This window comes from Pseudonocardia sp. DSM 110487, assembly GCF_019468565.1.
In the GTDB taxonomy this organism is placed as follows: Bacteria; Actinomycetota; Actinomycetes; order Mycobacteriales; family Pseudonocardiaceae; genus Pseudonocardia.
Map to the genome: position 1 here is coordinate 5,918,955 of NZ_CP080521.1, position 17,893 is coordinate 5,936,847.

Here is a 17,893-nt window from a genome sequence, read left to right on the forward strand (position 1 = left end):
AGGACGCTGGGGTTACCGTAAGAGACCAGGTCTCCATTCGGAAGAAGGCACCTTGTGGTAACCCAGTCGGCAGAGCACGTCGTCCTCGGCAGTCCGTATCGCGCGGACTGTCCGGCCCGCAGGATCCTCGATCGGATCGGTGACCGGTGGACGGTGCTCGTGGTGGGCGTCCTGGCCGACGGCGAAGCGCGGTTCTCGGAGCTGAGTCGGCGGATCGAGGGGGTGTCGAAGAAGATGCTGACCCAGACCCTCCGTGGTCTCGAGCGCGACGGCCTCGTGCGCCGAACCGCCTATCCCGAGGTGCCGGTGCGCGTGGTCTACGCGCTCACGGATGCGGGCCGCACCCTGTGCGAACCGCTCCGCGCCCTCCAGGAGTGGTCTATCGCGCACCTCGGCGACGTGACGGCGTCGCAGGAGGCCTACGAAGGTCTGAGATCGAAGATCAAAGACGCCGGAGAACCGGTCAGAGCCCGTTCAAGGTAGAACGGAGAGGCCGCACCGACTCGGCCACAGCGGCCTACCGCCGGGGAGCAGGCGCGCTCTGGTCGAGCGCCAAGAGGGCGAGAAAGACCGACAGGCGCGTGGGCGGGTCGTCGAGATCGCGGTCCAGGGTCTCGGACAGGCGCCGCACCCGCGCATACGCCGATGGCCTGCTCGTCCCGATCCTGGTGGCGAAGGTGGTGACCACCCCGTCCGCCTCGACGTAGGCGCGCAGAGTGCGCAGCAGCTCGAAGCGCCGCGGCTCGGCCAACCGCAGCACCGGACCCAGCTGCTCATCCACGTAGGACAACACGTGGCTGTTGTCCCGCAGTCGCCACAGCAGCTTGCGCGCGCCGAGATGGCGAGACCGCCAGACGGCGTGTGTCGACGGATCGCGCGAGGCGTCGGCCACGTCGGCGGTCTGGAGAGCGTCGTGCAGCGTGTCGGCCAGCCCGCCGAACGTCTCCGCGGACTCGGCCGCGGCCACGACCCGGACGCGGCCCGCGGGTATCCGTGTGACGAGCGCGTCGACCACCTCGTGCTCGTCTCCGGCCGAGCGGCAGCCCACCACGACGCCGACCCGCCCCGGCCGCAGCGGGCCGACCAAGGCGGGGCGGCCAAGGCCGCGCACCGCGGAGGCCACGTCGCCGAGCAACTCGCGGTCGTGGCGCTCCCCCGCCCCGACGAGCACCAGCGTTGCGAACGGCCCCTCGGACGCCAGCCCGAGCGCGCGCGCCCGGGCGCGCAGCGAGCCCTCCATGGCGGGGGCGGCTCCGAGGATGTCCGCCAGCAGCCCGCCCCGCGCCTCCAGCCCGACGCCGGGACCTGCGCCGTCCGATCGAGTCAGCACCGTGATCGCGTCTGCGGCCTGGCTCAGCACCAACCCGACCCGTTCGGCGTCCGCATCCCGGCGCGGCACGACGATCCGGCCCCAGCGCTCGACCCGTGGGCCGACCGGCGCGCCGAACCAGCCCTCCGGCCCTGAGGGGCGACCCGGGCCGGTCGGCGGGGCCTGCCGGGAGCGCAGCGTCCAGTCCCGCAGCACGTCCTGCGCGGTGTCGCCGGCGAAGGCGAGCGCGCGGTGTCCGAGGTCCTCGAGCACCACCGGCTGCCCGAGCAGCGCCGACGCCTCGCGCACCACCGTGCTCACGCCGGCACCGTCGACCATCAGCGTCCGGAAGGTCTCGGTGACCCGCTGGGTGAACTCCAACCGCGAGTACTGCTCGTTGAGGATCCGCGCGTGCACGACCTCTGTGATCTCCACGAACCGCACCGCGTTGCGCAGCTCCACGAGCGGGAAGCCGAGCCCGCGGGCGGCCTGGACGAGCGGACCGGGCAGCGCCCGCAGGTGCTGCCCCAGCTCGATGACCAGGCCGACGGCTCCGGCGTCGCGCAGCTCGGCGACGTAGGTGGCGTGATCGAGCGTCGGATCGGCGACGGCGGCGCCGATGGAGAGCACGAGCTCACCGCCGCTCAGCGTGCCCGCAGGCTGACGCTGCTCGCTGACGTGCACCCAGCGGACCGGGCTGTCGAGCACCTCGCGGCCCGCGCGCACGACGGGCCGGCCCGCCCGCACCGGCGGAAGCTCCAGCACCTCGGCGACGGTGAGGACCACCGACGGAACTTTACAGAATGTAGGCGATGGCACCGAATCGGCGACGATCTGTCGGGTTCACCGGCGCCATTCGGTCGCCGCACACTGCCGGACATGGCGGCATCCATGAAGGCCGACGAGGCCGTGTCCACGCTGTACCACTGGGCGGGAGGTCCGCAGCGAGGGCTCTCCGCCCGCTTCTCCGACGTCACGGACCCGGCCACCGGTGAGGTCACCGCTCGCGTGCCGTTGGCCTCGGAGGAGGAGGCCGCCGCGGTCATCGCCACCGCGAAGGCCGCGTTCCCGGACTGGCGCGACACCTCCCTGGCCAAGCGCACCCGGATCCTGTTCGCCTTCCGCGAGCTGCTCAACGCCCGCGCCGGCGAGCTCGCCGCGATCATCACCGCCGAGCACGGCAAGGTACTGTCCGACGCCGCCGGTGAGGTCGCCCGCGGCCAGGAGGTCGTCGAGTTCGCCTGCGGCATCGCGCACCTGATCAAGGGATCGGCGACCGAGAACGCCTCCACCAACGTCGACGTCCACTCGATCCGCCAGCCCCTCGGCGTGGTCGGCATCATCTCGCCGTTCAACTTCCCGGCGATGGTGCCGATGTGGTTCTTCCCGGTCGCCATCGCCGCCGGGAACACGGTGGTGCTCAAGCCCTCTGAGAAGGTCCCCACCGCCGCGCTCTGGATCGCCGAGCTGTGGCGGGAGGCCGGCCTTCCCGACGGGGTGTTCAACGTCCTCAACGGCGACAAGACCGCCGTCGACGCCCTGCTCACCCACCCCGACGTCAAGTCGGTCAGCTTCGTGGGCTCCACCCCGATCGCGAAGTACGTCTACGAGACCGGCACCGCCAACGGCAAGCGGGTGCAGGCACTCGGCGGCGCGAAGAACCACATGGTCGTGCTCCCGGACGCCGATCTCGACCTCGCCGCCGACCAGGCCGTGAACGCCGGCTTCGGATCGGCGGGCGAGCGCTGCATGGCGATCTCCACGCTGGTCGCGGTCGGCGACATCGCCGACGTCCTCGTCGGCAAGATCGCGGACCGGGCCAAGGCACTGCGGACCGGCGACGGCCGTCGCTCCTGTGACATGGGCCCGCTGGTCACCATGGCCGCCAAGGAGCGCGTTACCGGCTACGTCGACGCCGGCGAGGCCGCGGGCGCCAACCTGGTCGTCGACGGCCGCACCGGCGACTTCGACGCCGACGGGAAGGGCTTCTTCGTCGGCCCCACTCTGTTCGACCACGTCACCACCGACATGAGCATCTACACCGACGAGATCTTCGGCCCGGTGCTCTCGGTCGTCCGCGTGGACACCTACGAACAGGCGGTCGAGCTGATCAACTCCAACCCCTACGGGAACGGCACCGCGATCTTCACCAACGACGGTGGCGCCGCACGGAAGTTCCAGAACGAGGTCGAGGTCGGGATGATCGGTGTCAACGTGCCGGTCCCGGTCCCGATGGCCTACTACAGCTTCGGCGGCTGGAAGAACTCCCTGTTCGGTGACACCCACGCCCACGGCACCGATGGCGTGCACTTCTTCACCCGCGGCAAGGTCGTCACCACCCGCTGGCTCGACCCCAGCCACGGCGGCATCAACCTCGGCTTCCCGCAGAACGCCTGATCGGAGGGACAGCGATGACCACGCTCGACAACTCCCCGACGCCGACCGCAACCGGCTCCGCCGCGGCCGAGTCCGCCGCGCGGCACCTCTGGATGCACTTCGCCCGGATGGGCGGGCGCGGCCAGGAGAACCCGATACCGGTGATCACCAAGGGCGAGGGCGTCCACCTGTGGGACGACCGCGGCCGACGCATCCTCGACGGCCTCTCCGGCCTGTTCGTGGTGCAGGCCGGGCATGGGCGCCGCGAGCTCGCAGAGGTCGCCGCCAAGCAAGCCGCGGAGCTGGCGTACTTCCCGGTGTGGGGCTACGCCACGCCACCGGCCGCGGAGCTGGCCGAGCGTCTCGCGCACCTCGCGCCCGGCGATCTGAACCGCGTCTTCTTCACCACCGGTGGCGGAGAGGCCGTCGAGTCGGCGTGGAAGGTCGCCAAGCAGTACTTCAAACTCGTCGGCAAGCCGTTGAAGCACAAGGTGGTCAGCCGAGCGTGGGCCTACCACGGCACCCCGCACGGGGCGATGGCGATCACCGGCCTGCCCGCGATGAAGAAGGACTTCGAGCCGCTCACACCGGGCGGGTTCCGGGTGCCCAACACCAACCTCTACCGCCACCCCGAGTTCGACGGCGACGTCGAGGCCTTGGGCCGTTGGGCCGCCGACCGCGTCGAGGAGGCCATCCTCTTCGAGGGCCCGGACACCGTCGCCGCGGTGGTGCTGGAGCCCGTCCAGAACTCCGGAGGCTGCCTCACCGCCCCGCCGAGCTACTTCGCCCGCGTTCGAGAGATCTGCGACCAATACGACGTACTGATGGTCTCCGACGAGGTCATCTGCGCCTTCGGCAGGCACGGCCACACCTTCGCCTGCGAGAAGTTCGGCTACACCCCGGACCTCATCACCTGCGCGAAGGGCATGACCTCCGGCTACGGCCCGCTGGGCGCGCTGATCGCCTCGGACCGCGTGATGGAGCCGTTCCTGCGACCGGGCGTGACGTTCCCCCACGGGTACACCTGGGGCGGACACCCCGTCTCCGCCGCCGTGGCGCTCGCGAACCTGGACCTGTTCGAGCGCGAGGGGTTGTTGCAGCGGGTGCTCGATCACGAACAGGCCTTCGGCGACACCTTGCGCACCCTGCTGGACCTACCGATCGTCGGCGACATCCGCGGCGACGGCTACTTCTGGGCCATCGAGCTGGTCAAGGACAAGCACACCCGTGAGTCCTTCGACACCGACGAGCGCGAGCGGCTCGTCCGCGGCTTCCTGCCCGGCGCCCTGTTCGACGCCGGGCTCTACTGCCGTCCCGACGATCGCGGCGACGTGGTCGTCCAGCTCGCTCCGCCGCTGATCTCGGGACAGGCCGAGTTCGACGAGATGACGGCCATACTGCGGCAGGTGCTCATCGACGCGACCTCAGTCGTGTAGCCCCGCCGCGACCGGGCAGACGCGGCAGGCCTGCACCCCGCGTCACCCCACCTTGACCGACAGCTCGGTCGAGCCCTTGAGCGGCAGCGAGAGGGATCGGAATCCCATGGCCGGGTCGCGCACGTACTCGAGGTAGTCGGGCTCGGCGTTGTCGTTCACCACGAGCGCACCCACCCGGAGCTGGGGCGCGACGATCTCCATCACCTGGCGGGCCAGCGTGGGCCCGCTCCCGACCGGCCAGCCGTCGATGAGCGCGAAGTCGACGGGCCCGCCCAGGTCGCGCAGTGTCTCGCGGGCGTCGCCGAGGCGCAGGTCGACGACGTCCTCGAGGCCCGCGTCGGCCAGGTTGCGCCGTGCGGTGGCCGCCTTCTCCGGCACGATCTCGGAGCCGATCACCGTGCCGCCGCCGTTGTCCCGGACCGCGGCCGCGAAGTAGATCGTCGAGACGCCGATCGACGTGGCGAACTCCACCACCCTTGTCGCGCCCGTGGCCCGGCAGAGCAGGTAGATGAGGTCGCCCTGCTCGGGGCGGATCGAGAAGCCGATGTCGGCGTAGTCGTGCGGGTCGGCGGAACCACCGCCCCGGCGCGGGCCTCCCGCCGTTGGCCTGCGACGTTCGGCGTGGAGCCGGTCGAGAACGGAGACGACCTGTGGATCGAGCACCGGGCTCGTGAGTGCTGGAATGGGCATATCACTTCATATCACGATATATCTGTGGCCGTCGCCCAGCCGGAACGTCCGCAGTGGAGTAGAACCTGCGGATGGCATTCAGGTTGACGCCACATGAACGCGGCTTCTACCCGCTGTTCACCCGGGCCGCGGAGAACATCGCCAGCGCGGCGGACGACCTCGCGGCGCTGGTGGCCGCACCGCCCGCGGAGCGGGCCGAGCTCGCGAGGCGGGTGAAGGATGCCGAGCACGCGGGTGACGACGTCACGCACGAGATCATGGTGAAGCTGAACAAGACGTTCGTGACGCCGTTCGACCGCGAGGACATCTACCGGCTCACCTCGTCCCTCGACGACGTGATCGACGCGATGGAGGAGGCCGCCGACCGCATCGTGCTCTATCGCCTCGGCGAGCTGCCCGCCGGGATGAAGACCCAGACCGACGTACTGAAGCGCGCGGCCGCCGCAACCGCGGAGGCGATGCCCCAGCTGGCGACCATGTCGAAGCTGCAGGAGTACTGGGTGCACGTCAACTCCCTCGAGGACGAGGGCGACGTCGCCTACCGCGCGCTCCTGGAGCAGCTGCTCTGCCCCGCCGACGAAGTCGACGCGGCGGGCGTGCTGACGATCCTCAAGCTCAAGGAGGTCGTCGACTCGCTCGAGGAGGCCGCCGACGCGTTCGAGACGGTGGCCAACACCGTCGAGAGCATCGCGGTGAAGGAGTCCTGAGTGGAGCTCGCCATCATCGTCGTGGTGATCGTGGTGGCGCTCGTGTTCGACTACACGAACGGCTTCCACGACGCCGCCAACGCCATCGCCACCTCGGTCGCGACGAGGGCCCTCACACCGCGCGCCGCGCTGATCATGGCTGCCGTGATGAACCTGGTCGGCGCGTTCCTCGGCACCGAGGTCGCCTCCACGGTCGGCAGCGGCATCATCGACCCCCCGCAGGGGAGCTCGGGCCTCGTCGTGGTGCTCGCGGCCCTCGTCGGGGCGATCACGTGGAACCTGATCACCTGGTGGTTCGGCATGCCGTCCTCGTCGTCCCACGCGCTGATCGGCGGGCTCGTGGGCGCCGCGGTCGCCGCCGCGGGCACGGTGCACTGGAGCGGCGTGCTGGACAAGGTCGTCATCCCGATGGTGCTCTCGCCGCTCGTGGGCTTCGCGCTCGCCGGGCTGCTGATGACGGCCCTGCTGTGGATCTTCCGGCGAGCCCACCCGCAGCCGCTCGCCCGCGGCTTCCGCTACGCACAGACGTTCTCGGCCGCCGCGATGGCGCTCGGCCACGGACTGCAGGACGCCCAGAAGACGATGGGCGTGATCGTGCTTGCGCTGGTCGTCGGCGGCTACCACCAGGGGTTCGAGGTGCCGTGGTGGGTCATCCTGCTCGCGGCCGGTGCGCTGTCGGCCGGGACGTACGCCGGCGGCTGGCGGATCATGCGGACGCTCGGTCGGCGGATCATCGCCCTCGACCCGCCGCGCGGCTTCGCCGCCGAGATGACCGCGTCAGCGGTGCTCTACACGACCGCGTTCGCGTTCGCCGCGCCGATCTCGACGACCCAGACGATCACGTCGTCGATCCTCGGGGTCGGCGCCACCAAGCGGCTCTCGGCGGTGCGGTGGGGTGTCGCGGGGAACATCCTGGTGGCGTGGGTACTGACGATCCCGATGGCGGCCCTCGCCGCGGCGCTCGCGTTCTGGGCCCTGCACCCGGTGCTGGGATGACCTTCATCCACCCCGTACGGCCCTGCCGGGCAGCGCGCCGGTGTCGAGCACGCCGTCGCGCACCACGAACCGGCCGCCGACCAGGACGTGCCTGATCCCCGTCGACGGGCGGGTGGTGTCGGTGTAGGTCGACCGGTCGCTCACGGTCTCCGGGTCGAAGACCGTGACGTCGGCGTCGCACCCGAGCTGCAGCCTGCCCTTGCGGCGCATCGCGGGAGCCGCCTCCTGGACGATCCGCGCCGGCACGAGCGTGCAGCGACGCACTGCCTCGGGCAGGCTGAGCAACCCCAGCTCGCGGACGAGCAACCGCATGGTGCGCGCGAACGTGCCCGCGGTGCGCGGATGGGTCGCCACCTGCGGCGGGAGCGGCCAGCGCAGCGGGTCGCGCTGGCCTGCCGGCCACAGTGGCGCGATCGCGTCGCTCGCCACCGCGGCGTCCGGGAAGGCGAGCGCCCGCTGCACGACACCGAAGGCGGCCGGGTCGGACTCGTCGGTCTGGTGCACGAACGCGAGCGCGCCCGGATCCTCCTCGCGCACCCGGCGCAGCTCGTCGGCGTCGGAGATGCGCCTGCCGAGCGCGAGGTGGCCGATCGAGCTCGGGGTCAGCCCTCGCCGGTGCAGCAACTCGGGCGCGAGGAACGCGGCCCCGATCCCGGTCATCCCCGCGCCGTACGGGTACGCCTCCGTGGTCACCGTCGAGCCCTCGCGCCGCACCTTCTCCACCAGCGCCAGTACGCGGTCGACGTGCCGTCCCGATGTGCTGTTCAGGTGGCAGTAGTGCATGTGCGCGCCGGTCTCGCCTGCCGCGCGCACGATCTCCTCCGCCCCGTCGACCGCGACGTGCGGGTCCGCCTCCACCAGGTCGCGGGCGTGCGTGTACGTCGGCACGCCGTGCCGCGCGGCCAGCGCCGCGACGGCGAGGTACTCGGCGGGGTCGGTGCCCGGCGCGTACCCGAGGAGCACGCCGATCCCGAGAGCACCCACCGCGAGGTCGGCCTCGAGGAGCCCGATGATGCGGTCGACGTCCCCGGGCGCGGCCGCCGCCTGCCAGCGCGGATCGCCGACGTGGGCGAGCAGCTGATCGAGGTCGGCCACCGCCGGCGCACCGGCGAGGACGTGCATCCGCGCGGCCGCCCACGACGTCGAGAACCCGTAGTTCACCGGCCGCCCCTCGCCCGCGGCCCTTCGGTAGGCGTGCTCCACCGGGAAGGCCCCTGCCTCCAGCTCGAGCGCCGTGGTGACGCCGTCGAGCGCCTGCAGCCGCTGGCCCGGGACGTCCTGGCTGTGGCTGTGCAGGTCGACGAAGCCAGGGGACACGACGAGCCCGGACACATCGACGGTGACGGTCCCGGCGAGATCCGAGCCGATCTCCCGCACGGTGTCGCCGGCGATCCCGACGTCGCGGACGGCGTCGAGCCCGGACTCGGGGTCGATCACCCGGCCGCGGCTGAGGACGAGGTCGTACACGGTGGACACCCCATGACCGTAGATCAGGGGGTGTCGATCGCATCCGTCACGCCGCTGCCGCGAGCTGTCCGACCTCCGGCTCGGCGGTCGGCCCATCGGCGTGCGTCTCGAGGTAGTGACGTGACAGTCCCCGGTAGTGGCGCGTGGTGAAGGCGACGAGCGTGAGCACCAGTCCGAGGATGCCCGCGATCGTGAACAGCAGCGCCAGACCGCGCTCGGGCCCGGTACCGAACCACGGGCCGAGCAGGTCGGCGCCCGCGCCGGTGGTCATGAACGGCACGAACACGAACTGCGCGATGGGGCTGATCAGGAACGCCGTGAGCGGCGACGCGGCCTGCTCCACGCTCTGCGCGAAGCCGAACACCCGGCCCTGCCGCTCGAAGGGCACCACCTTCTGCAGGACGGTCTGCTCGGCCGCCTCGGCGAAGGGCACGACGCACAGGTAGATGAACATCCCGACGGCGAGCAGCACGATCGAGGACCGCAGCGTGAAGACGCTGCAGATCGTCCAGAGCACGATGTTGGCCAACAGGATCGTGCGCACCGGGTTGCGCCCCAGCCCGCGCTTGCTGATGGCGAGCCCGCCGATGATGAACCCGGCGCTCAGCACGCCCCAGAGCAGCCCCCACACCTCGACCGACACCAGCGACAGCCCGTAGGGGTCTGCGAGCGCCATGAGGATGCCGCCGAGGAAGTTGTTGATCGTCGAGAACACGATCAGCGCGAGCAGGCCGGGCACTGCGGCGACCAGAGCGACGGTGCCGCGCAGGTCGGTGCGGCGGGAGCCGTCCGCTGCGTGCACCGCGCGCACCTCGGGGATCGACAAGGTCACGAGGTGCACGATCACGGCGCCGGTGGCCACGAGCGCCACCAGCACCACGGAGAGCATGCCCGACATGCCGATCAGGAGGCCGCTGATCACCGACGTCACGAGGAACGAGACCCCGGTCGTGGTGCCGACCATGCCGTTGGCGCGGTCGCGGCCGGACTCGGGCACCAGCAGCGTGACGACGGTGGACATCGCGATGCCGCGGATGTTGCCGACGATCACGCCGCTCATCAGCAGAAGCACGAAACCCCACAGCACGGGGCTCGCGGGGTCGCGGAAGGGCTCCGGCCCTGCGGCCAGGTAGACGACGAGGCTCGCGGCGTACAGCCCGAAGGACGCGGCACTGGAGCCGAGCATGACGTTCCGCTTGCGGTGGTGGTCGACGAGGCTGCCGAACCACACGCCGGAAAGCGCCGTGAGGCCAAGGAAGATGCCGGCGATGATGCCGGTGGCGAACACCGAACGGGTCTCGAGGTAGACCCAGAACGTCACCGCGAACCAGACCGTCATGTTCACGACGGACGCCACGAGCGTGTTGGCGAGCACGTGGTGGAAGGAGCGGCGGGAGCGGGGGCTGCTCGTGGCGGTCATGCTCATGAGACCACGGGGCGCCGCGGAACTCATCGGTCGCGGCGCGGGCGGTGTCGCTCGTAGTGCCGCGCCACCCGCGCGCGGTTCCCACAGCCGGCCGAGCACCACCCGCGCCGCGGGTGGTCCTTCCGGAAGTACAGGACGCAGCCCGGGCCGTGGCAGGCCCGGAGCAGACCGGCCTCCGTGCCACCGAGCAGGCGGGCCGCCGCGAGCGCGAGCTCGGCTCGGGAGCGGTCTGCCTCCCGCGGACCGGGGTGCCACCGGAGCACGGGGTGGCCGCCGTCGTCGAGCACGAGGGCCGGCGCACAGGTGGCGGCGTCCGCGTTCAGCGCCGAGAGCGCGGCGACGAGGTCGTCGGAGCAGGCGAGGGCGGCCGGTCGGTCGTCGTCGGTCACGTGGGCCGCGATGCGGCGGGTGGCGTCGCGCAGCCGCCGGAACGCGGCCAGGTCATCCGGCCCGAGCTCCGCCGCACCGGCGAGGCCGGTACTCGCGAACCAGTGCCGGAGTCGATCGACGCTGGTCAGGTCGTCGTGCACGCCCTGCCGGTCGGCCCAGACCGTGTTCATCAGCCGGACGGGCAGCGGCTCGTCGGGCAGCAGGTCGGCGATCTCATCGGGCACGGCGGCAGTCTAATGCAAAGATGGGTTGACACCATTAGGCCCGCCGTGATGACATCCATCTAACGTCAAGAACTACGACAACCATTAGGGGATGCCATGGCCTTCGCACCCGGCCACATCGCGCTGAACGTCACCGACCTGGCCCGCTCGACGGCCTTCTACCGCACGGTCTTCGCGTTCGACGTCGTCGCGGAGCGCGCGGACGGCGATCGCCGGTTCGCGTTCCTCGGCCAGGACGGCACGCTCGTGCTCACCCTCTGGGAGCAGAGCGCCGGCACGTTCGCCACCGACCGCCCCGGACTGCACCACCTGTCGTTCGAGGTGGCCGACATCGACGCCGTGCGCCGGGCGGAGACCGTGCTGAGAGGGCTGGGCGTCGACTTCGCCTACGACGGGATCGTCCCGCACGGTGAGGGTGCCGCGTCCGGCGGCGTGTTCTTCACCGACCCCGACGGCGTCCGGCTCGAGATCTACACCCCGACCGGCGCCGACGTCGCACCCGCGCCGACGCCCGCCGCCCCCACTTGCGGATTCTTCTGATCCGACCCGAGGAGGAGGAGACCACGGTGGATCATCGAGGCGAACGGGCGGTACAACGCCGGGCCGGGTTCCCGGACCGGCCGTGGGGCTCGGCAAGGGTCGGAGCGGCCGTGCCGCCGGTCGCGGCCGACTTCCTGCGCCGGCAGCGGCTGGTCGTGATCGGCGCCGTGACGCCGGACGGGTCGGTGTGGGCCGGCCCCCTGACCGGCTCTCCGGGGTTCGTCACCGCACCCGACGAGCAGACCGTCGCGGCGCGGCGGTCGCCCGTGCCCGGCGACCCACTGGCGGACGTGTTCGCGAGCGAGCACGACGTCGGGATGCTCGCGATCGAGCCGGCGAGCCGGCGCCGGATGCGGGTCAACGGGCGCGCCCGACAGGTGGACGAGCTGCTCGTCGTGCGGACGGAGCAGGTGTACGCGAACTGCCCGAAGTACATCCAGGCACGCGACGTCCAGGCGCACGTGACCACCGATCCGGGCGGCGCCGCGGAGTCCGACGGGCTCTCGCCGGACCAGCAGTCCTGGATCGCCGCTGCCGACACGTTCTTCGTCGCGACGCACGCCGCGGGGTCGGGCGCCGACGCCTCGCACCGCGGCGGCGGTCCCGGGTTCGTGACCGTGGCCGGCGAGCGGCACCTGAGCTGGCCCGACTACGTCGGCAACTCGATGTACATGACGCTCGGCAACCTCGAGCTCGACCCGCGCGCCGGACTGCTCTTCCTCGACTGGGAGCGGGGCCGGTCCCTCCAGCTCACCGGGCGCGCGTCGGTCGACTGGGACCAGACGCGCGCCGCTCGCGTACCGGGCGCCCAGCGCATCGTCGACTTCGAGGTCGAGCGGGTCGTGCAGATCGACGGTGCCGTTCCGCTGCGCTGGACGCCTCCCGAATACTCCAGTTTCAACCCCACCCGCCCTCACCCACCCGATGCGGTCACACCTGTGCACCGCGATTGACATGCACTGATGCGGATGTTGGCATGCGTCGCACCACCGCGAAGGAGCGACTATGACCACCAGCGCACACGCCACCCATGCCGATCATGCCCATACCCATGGCGCCGGCTGCGGCCACGACGCCGTGCCACACGGCGACCACGTCGACTACGCCCACGACGGCCACCTGCACCGCCTGCACGAGGGGCACTGGGACGAGTGCGAGCCCAGGGAGCACGCTGCACACGACGGGCACGACCACGTCCACGGCGCCGGCTGCGGCCACGACGCGGTGCCGCACGGCGACCACGTGGACTACGTGCACGACGGGCACCGCCACGCCGAACACGACGGGCACTGGGACGAGCACTAGCGAATGCCCGGAGGTCGAGTAGCCCCTGCCCCTCTTCCGGTGGTCGAGTAGCGCCGGCCCGCCAGGGCCGGCGCGTATCGAGACCACACGCCCGTCTCGAGGATGGTGGTCTCGATACGGGCCGGCGCTGGGCGCCGGCCCTACTCGACCACCGGGGCGCCGGGACGCTCTAACTCGCGCTCCGCCTCGCCAGCATCCGCTGCAGCACCACGAAGACCAGCAGCAGGAGCCCGATCACGATCCGGGACCACCAGGAGCTGAGGGTCCCCTCGAACGACAGGATCGTCTGGATCGTGCCCAGGACGAGCACGCCGAGCACGGAACCGAGCACGAACCCGGACCCGCCGGTGAGCAGCGTGCCCCCGATGACGACGGCGGCGATCGCGTCGAGCTCCATCCCCACGGCGTGCAGGCTGTAGCCCGAGAGCATGTAGTAGGTGAAGAGCAGCCCGGCGAGCGCGGAGCAGGCCCCGCTGATCACGTAGACGCCCACCCGGGCCTGCGCCACGCGCAACCCCATCAGCATCGCCGACTGCTGGTTGCCGCCGACGGCGTAGACCGTGCGTCCGAACCGGGTCATGTGCAGGACGTAGGCCGCCACCGCGACCACGACGAGCGCGACGAGGGCGCTCGGGCTCAGGAACAGGTCGTCGCCCAGCGGGACCGCGGTCTGCGCGATCGTCCGGAACATCGGGTCGGTGATCGAGATCGACTGGAGGTCGATCACGTAGCACAGGCCGCGCGCCAGGAACATCCCGGCGAGCGTGACGATGAACGGCTGGATCTCCAGGTAGTGGATCACCGCGCCCATCGCGAGCCCGAAGATCGCCCCGCCCGCGAGGACCATGAGCATCACGACCACCGGCGGCCAGCCGGCGCGCAGCAGGGCCGCCGCCACCATCGTGGACAGCGCGACGACCGACCCGACCGAGAGGTCGATGCCCCCGGTGAGGATCACGAACGTCATCCCGACGGCGAGCACGACCAGGAACGAGTTGTCGATCAGCAGGTTGAGCAGGACCTGGCCGGAGGCGAACGACTCGTACCGGAGGCTGCCCCCGGCGAACATGAGCACGAACAGCGCGAACGTGGCCGCCACCGGGAGGAAGCGGGTGGGAAGGCGCCGTGCGACCCGGGTGCGTTCCGCGAGCGCGGTCACCGGGAGGTCCCCGTGGTCTCGGTGGCAGTCGTCTCGGCGGGTGCGGCCTCGACCGGAGCGGCGGGTGGTGCTGCCGGCGGCGGCGAGGCCCCTTCCCGACGGCGGCGGCGCCCGAGCAGCGCCCGCACCTTCGGCGCCTGGGCCAGGAACACCAGGATCACGACGACCGCCTTGAACACGAGGGAGACCTCCGGCGGGATGCCGACCGAGTAGATCGTGGTGGTGAGCGTCTGGATGGTGAGCGCGCCGAGCAGGGTGCCCGCGATCGAGTAGCGTCCGCCCGCGAGCGACGTGCCCCCGATGACTACGGCGAGGATCGCGTCCAGCTCCAGCCACAGACCCGCGTTGTTGGCGTCCGCGGCGTGGACGTTCGCGCTGATCATCAGTCCGGCCACGGCGGCGCACAGCGCGGCGAAGACGTAGACCATCCACACGATGGTGCGCGACCGCACCCCGGCGAGCCGGCTGGCTTCCGGGTTGATGCCGACGGCCTCCACGAGCGTGCCGAGCGCTGTGCGCCGGGTCACGAGCGCGACCAGCGCGTACACCGCGGCGGCCATGATCACCGTCACCGGCACGGTGAGCAGGGCACTCCCGCCGATGCCGGAGAAGAAGCCGTTGTTGACGGTGATGATCTGCCCGTCGGTCACCAGCTGGGCGAGCCCGCGACCGGCCGTCATCAGGACGAGCGTCGCGATGATCGGTTGGATGCCGAGACGGGCGACGAGGAACCCGTTCCACGCCCCGAGCGCCACCGCGAGCCCGAGGGCCAGCCCGATGCCGGCGATCGCGGCACCGGGACCCGCGGGGTCGGGGCTGCCCGCGATCCACGTGCAGGCGACGGCCCCGGATATCGCGACCACGGCGCCGACCGACAGGTCGATCCCGCGGGTGGCGATCACCAGCGTCATCCCGAGCGCGGTGAGCGCCAGCGGCGCCCCGTTGTGCAGGATGTCGACCAGACTCCCGTAGAGCCTGCCGTCCTGCACGCGCACGGCGAAGAAGCTCGGCGTCACCGCCAGGTTGAGCAGCAGCAGCGCGACGAGCGGCCAGATCGGCTTGCGCAGGAACTCACGCACCGGCCTCACCCCCGACGGCGATCAGCTCCATCACGCGGTCCATGTCCACGTCCTCCCCCGCGAGCTCCGCGACGGGTCTGCGGTCACGCAGCACCAGTACCCGGTCGGACAGGCGGACCACCTCGTCCAGCTCCGCGGAGATGAACACGACCGCCATGCCCTGGCGGGCCTGCTCGGCCACGAGGGCCTGGATCTGGGCCTTCGCGCCCACGTCGATGCCGCGCGTCGGCTCGTCGAGGATGAGCAGGCGCGGCTGGGTGATCAACCAGCGCGCCAGCAGCACCTTCTGCTGGTTGCCGCCGGACAGGTTGCGCAGCAGCGCGTCCGGGTCGGCCGGCCGGACGTCGAGCAGCTCGATCCAGCGCCGGGCCAGCTCGTCCTGCTTGCGACCGGGGATGCGCCGCATCCACCCGCGGGACGCCTGCATGGCGAGAACGATGTTGTCGCGCACCGACAGGTCGCCCACGACTCCCCCGGCCTTGCGGTCCTCCGGGCTGAACGCGATGCCGGCGTCGATCGCCGCGCGCGGGTTGCGGATCCGGACCGCGCGTCCGCCCACCGTGATCTCGCCGTGATCGGCGCGGTCGGCGCCGAACAGCAGCCGGGCGAGCTCGGTGCGCCCGCTGCCGAGCAGGCCTGCGAGGCCGACGACCTCCCCGGGACGCACCACGAGGTCGACCGGCTCGATCGCCCCGGTGCGCCCCAGCCCGACGGCCTCGAGGACCGGGACTTCCTCCTCGTCGGCGGGTGCGGCCGGTGCGCGATCGAGGCGTTCCAGGACCTCCAGCTCGCGCCCGACCATCGCCGATACCAGCTGCCTCCGCGAGAGCTCCGCGGTGCGGTACTCGCCAACCAGCTTGCCGTTGCGCAGCACCGTCATCCGATCGGAGATCTCGTAGACCTGCTCGATGAAGTGCGAGACGAACAGGATCGCCACGCCGTCGTCACGCAGCCTGCGGACCACCCGGAAGAGCTCGGCAACCTCGCTCGCGTCGAGGCTGGAGGTCGGCTCGTCGAGCACGAGCACCCGCGCGTCCACCTCGACGGCGCGGGCGATCGCGACCAGCTGCTGCTGCGCGATCGGGTGCGCGCCGAGCGGCGAGGACGGGTCGAGGTCCAGGTGCAGCCTTCCCAGCACCTCGGTGGCCCGCCGCCGGGCGCCGCGCCAGTCGATGCGACCGGCGCGGCGCGGCTCGCGGCCCAGCAGGAGGTTCTCCGCCACCGACAGGTTGGGGCAGAGGTTCACCTCCTGGTAGACCGTGCTGATCCCGGCGGCCTGGGCCGCGGCCGGCCCGCTGAACGCCACCGGCTCACCCTGCACGCGGATGTGCCCCGCGTCCACCGGGTGCACGCCGGTGAGGGCTTTGATCAGCGTCGACTTGCCGGCGCCGTTCTCGCCCATCAACGCGTGCACCTCGCCCGGGTACAGCCGCAGGTCCACCGAATCGAGGGCCTGCACCGGCCCGAACGCCACGGAGATGCCGGTCATCTCCACCAGCGGACGCGGAGCCCTCTCCATCAGTACTGGCGGCTGGGCAGGGCGGCCTTGGCGGCGGCGGTGTCGAACGTCGTCTCCTCGGTGACGACGCGCGCCGGCACCTCCTCGCCCGCCTTGACCTTCTTGACCAGGTCCATCAGCTGCGGGCCGAGCAGCGGGTTGCACTCCACGATGAAGTTGATCTTGCCGTCGGCCAGCGCCTGCATGCCGTCCTTGACCGCGTCCACCGTGATGATCTTGATGTCCTGGCCCGGCACCTTGCCGGCCGCCTCGATCGCCTCGATCGCGCCGAGACCCATGTCGTCGTTGTGGGCGTACAGGACGTCGATGTCCGGGTTCGCCTTCAGGAACGCCTCCATCACCTGGCGGCCGCCCGAGCGCGTGAAGTCACCGGTCTGCGACGCGATGACCTGGTAGTTCGGGTTCTGCTTGATCACCTCGTTGAACCCCTCCTGGCGGTCGATCGCCGGGGCCGAGCCCGTGGTGCCCTGCAGCTCCACGATGTTCACCGGCCCGGCGGACGCGTCGACGTTCTGCAGGAGCCACTGCCCGGCCTTCTTGCCCTCCTCGACGAAGTCCGAGCCGAGGAACGTCTTGTAGAGCGACGTGTCGGGCGAGTCGACGGCGCGGTCGGTGAGGATCACCGGGATGTTGGCCCGCTTGGCCTCGAGCAGGACGGTGTCCCACCCGGACTCGACGACCGGGCTGAACGCGATCACGTCCACCCGTTGCTGGATGAACGAGCGGATCGCCTTGATCTGGTTCTCCTGCTTCTGCTGGGCGTCGGAGAACTGGAGGTCGATGCCGGCGGCCGCCGCCGAGTCCTGCACCGACTTCGTGTTCGCGGTGCGCCAGCCGCTCTCGGCGCCGACCTGCGAGAAGCCCAGCTTGATCGTGTCCCCACCCGCGGCGGGCGCGGACCCGCCGCCACCATCACCACCGCCGCCACCACACGCGGCGAGCACCAGCGCGGCCGCCGCTGTGATCGCGAGAGCAGCGGCCCGCTTACGGAGCGCGGGCAACGTCGTCGTTGTGCGCACAGCGCCTCCCAAGGCGTTCGTTTTGGACTGGCGGGACCGTCGGAATCGTGTGATGCCCGTCCCACCCGGCGGTCACTGTGAGCGCTAACATGCCCCGCCGTCAAGAGAAGCTCGCGTCAAGAGCCGATAACGTTCCACCCTCTCCAGCGGCGGCCGTGACGCACCGTGACGGGCGGCCGCCCCGTGTAATCCGGTTGAATGAACGGGTGCGTCACAACGGCACTGGTGACGATGAGCCGATCGGACCGATC

17 protein-coding genes are annotated in these 17,893 nt (G+C 71.2%); 8 read left to right on the forward strand and 9 right to left on the reverse strand.

Annotated elements, in window-relative coordinates; translation table 11 throughout:
- The first annotated feature begins 54 nt into the window (after positions 1–54).
- Entirely contained in the window at positions 55–483 is a 429-nt protein-coding gene (locus tag K1T35_RS27590; protein WP_220254731.1) for a helix-turn-helix domain-containing protein, read from the forward strand.
- A gap of 34 nt (positions 484–517) precedes the next feature.
- Here the strand turns inward: K1T35_RS27590 and K1T35_RS27595 are convergent, their stop codons facing one another.
- Entirely contained in the window at positions 518–2,095 is a 1,578-nt protein-coding gene (locus tag K1T35_RS27595) for a PucR family transcriptional regulator ligand-binding domain-containing protein (protein WP_220254732.1), read from the reverse strand.
- A gap of 93 nt (positions 2,096–2,188) precedes the next feature.
- Here K1T35_RS27595 and K1T35_RS27600 point away from each other — a divergent pair, with 93 nt between their 5' ends.
- Both K1T35_RS27600 and K1T35_RS27605 read left to right on the forward strand, forming a co-directional pair.
- The gene (locus K1T35_RS27600; protein WP_220254733.1) at positions 2,189–3,706 is read left to right on the forward strand and encodes a CoA-acylating methylmalonate-semialdehyde dehydrogenase; all 1,518 of its coding nucleotides are present in this window, start codon (positions 2,189–2,191) and stop codon (positions 3,704–3,706) included.
- Positions 3,707–3,720: 14 nt separating this feature from the next.
- Positions 3,721–5,121, forward strand: coding sequence for an aspartate aminotransferase family protein (locus K1T35_RS27605; RefSeq protein WP_220254734.1), 1,401 nt, complete (start codon positions 3,721–3,723; stop codon positions 5,119–5,121).
- A gap of 42 nt (positions 5,122–5,163) precedes the next feature.
- Here K1T35_RS27605 and K1T35_RS27610 read toward each other — a convergent pair whose 3' ends face one another.
- Positions 5,164–5,811 carry an O-methyltransferase gene (locus tag K1T35_RS27610; RefSeq protein WP_220254735.1) on the reverse strand — a complete coding sequence of 216 codons (648 nt, stop codon included), beginning with the start codon at positions 5,809–5,811 and terminating at the stop codon, positions 5,164–5,166.
- 71 nt (positions 5,812–5,882) lie between these two features.
- Here K1T35_RS27610 and K1T35_RS27615 point away from each other — a divergent pair, with 71 nt between their 5' ends.
- Positions 5,883–6,518, forward strand: a complete 636-nt coding sequence (locus K1T35_RS27615) for a DUF47 domain-containing protein (protein ID WP_220254736.1) — start codon at positions 5,883–5,885, stop codon at positions 6,516–6,518.
- Positions 6,519–7,514 carry an inorganic phosphate transporter gene (locus K1T35_RS27620; protein ID WP_220254737.1) on the forward strand — a complete coding sequence of 332 codons (996 nt, stop codon included), beginning with the start codon at positions 6,519–6,521 and terminating at the stop codon, positions 7,512–7,514.
- 3 nt (positions 7,515–7,517) lie between these two features.
- Here the strand turns inward: K1T35_RS27620 and K1T35_RS27625 are convergent, their stop codons facing one another.
- Genes K1T35_RS27625 through K1T35_RS27635 form a run of 3 tightly spaced genes read right to left on the reverse strand, consistent with a single transcriptional unit; the run spans position 7,518 to position 11,021 of the window.
- The gene (locus tag K1T35_RS27625; protein WP_255620789.1) at positions 7,518–8,990 is read right to left on the reverse strand and encodes an amidohydrolase family protein; all 1,473 of its coding nucleotides are present in this window, start codon (positions 8,988–8,990) and stop codon (positions 7,518–7,520) included.
- Positions 8,991–9,027: 37 nt separating this feature from the next.
- Positions 9,028–10,401, reverse strand: a complete 1,374-nt coding sequence (locus K1T35_RS27630) for an MFS transporter (RefSeq protein ID WP_220254739.1) — start codon at positions 10,399–10,401, stop codon at positions 9,028–9,030.
- Positions 10,402–10,430: 29 nt separating this feature from the next.
- Positions 10,431–11,021: an ABATE domain-containing protein gene (locus tag K1T35_RS27635; protein ID WP_255620790.1), complete on the reverse strand. Its 591-nt coding sequence runs from the start codon at positions 11,019–11,021 to the stop codon at positions 10,431–10,433.
- Positions 11,022–11,117: 96 nt separating this feature from the next.
- Here K1T35_RS27635 and K1T35_RS27640 point away from each other — a divergent pair, with 96 nt between their 5' ends.
- Genes K1T35_RS27640 through K1T35_RS27650 form a run of 3 tightly spaced genes read left to right on the forward strand, consistent with a single transcriptional unit; the run spans position 11,118 to position 12,866 of the window.
- Positions 11,118–11,561 (forward strand): VOC family protein, encoded by a 444-nt coding sequence (locus tag K1T35_RS27640; RefSeq protein WP_220254740.1) that lies wholly within the window; start codon positions 11,118–11,120, stop codon positions 11,559–11,561.
- Between the two features lie 26 nt (positions 11,562–11,587).
- A complete protein-coding gene (locus K1T35_RS27645) occupies positions 11,588–12,514 on the forward strand; it encodes a pyridoxamine 5'-phosphate oxidase family protein (protein ID WP_220254741.1) in 927 nt (308 codons plus the stop codon).
- Positions 12,515–12,566: 52 nt separating this feature from the next.
- Positions 12,567–12,866 carry a hypothetical protein gene (locus K1T35_RS27650; RefSeq protein ID WP_220254742.1) on the forward strand — a complete coding sequence of 100 codons (300 nt, stop codon included), beginning with the start codon at positions 12,567–12,569 and terminating at the stop codon, positions 12,864–12,866.
- Between the two features lie 169 nt (positions 12,867–13,035).
- On the opposite strand, the gene yjfF is transcribed toward K1T35_RS27650, so the two are convergent.
- The 4 genes from yjfF to K1T35_RS27670 are packed head-to-tail and all read right to left on the reverse strand — an operon-like array spanning position 13,036 to position 17,624.
- Positions 13,036–14,025 (reverse strand): galactofuranose ABC transporter, permease protein YjfF, encoded by a 990-nt coding sequence (gene yjfF, locus K1T35_RS27655; protein WP_255620792.1) that lies wholly within the window; start codon positions 14,023–14,025, stop codon positions 13,036–13,038.
- Positions 14,022–15,104: an ABC transporter permease gene (locus K1T35_RS27660; RefSeq protein WP_220254743.1), complete on the reverse strand. Its 1,083-nt coding sequence runs from the start codon at positions 15,102–15,104 to the stop codon at positions 14,022–14,024. The genes yjfF and K1T35_RS27660 overlap by 4 nt, the downstream gene beginning before the upstream one ends.
- Positions 15,097–16,593 (reverse strand): sugar ABC transporter ATP-binding protein, encoded by a 1,497-nt coding sequence (locus K1T35_RS27665; protein WP_220254744.1) that lies wholly within the window; start codon positions 16,591–16,593, stop codon positions 15,097–15,099. The genes K1T35_RS27660 and K1T35_RS27665 overlap by 8 nt, the downstream gene beginning before the upstream one ends.
- Before the next feature lie 29 nt (positions 16,594–16,622).
- Positions 16,623–17,624 carry an ABC transporter substrate-binding protein gene (locus K1T35_RS27670; protein ID WP_220262894.1) on the reverse strand — a complete coding sequence of 334 codons (1,002 nt, stop codon included), beginning with the start codon at positions 17,622–17,624 and terminating at the stop codon, positions 16,623–16,625.
- Between the last annotated feature and the right edge of the window lie 269 nt (positions 17,625–17,893).

Coding starts and splice junctions, on each gene's coding strand:
- K1T35_RS27610 (WP_220254735.1), bottom strand. CDS start 5,811: ATGCCCATTCCAGCACTCACGAGCCCGGTGCTCGATCCACAGGTCGTC.
- K1T35_RS27605 (WP_220254734.1), top strand. CDS start 3,721: ATGACCACGCTCGACAACTCCCCGACGCCGACCGCAACCGGCTCCGCC.
- K1T35_RS27630 (WP_220254739.1), bottom strand. CDS start 10,401: ATGACCGCCACGAGCAGCCCCCGCTCCCGCCGCTCCTTCCACCACGTG.
- K1T35_RS27615 (WP_220254736.1), top strand. CDS start 5,883: ATGGCATTCAGGTTGACGCCACATGAACGCGGCTTCTACCCGCTGTTC.
- K1T35_RS27640 (WP_220254740.1), top strand. CDS start 11,118: ATGGCCTTCGCACCCGGCCACATCGCGCTGAACGTCACCGACCTGGCC.
- K1T35_RS27650 (WP_220254742.1), top strand. CDS start 12,567: ATGACCACCAGCGCACACGCCACCCATGCCGATCATGCCCATACCCAT.
- K1T35_RS27600 (WP_220254733.1), top strand. CDS start 2,189: ATGGCGGCATCCATGAAGGCCGACGAGGCCGTGTCCACGCTGTACCAC.
- K1T35_RS27665 (WP_220254744.1), bottom strand. CDS start 16,593: ATGACCGGCATCTCCGTGGCGTTCGGGCCGGTGCAGGCCCTCGATTCG.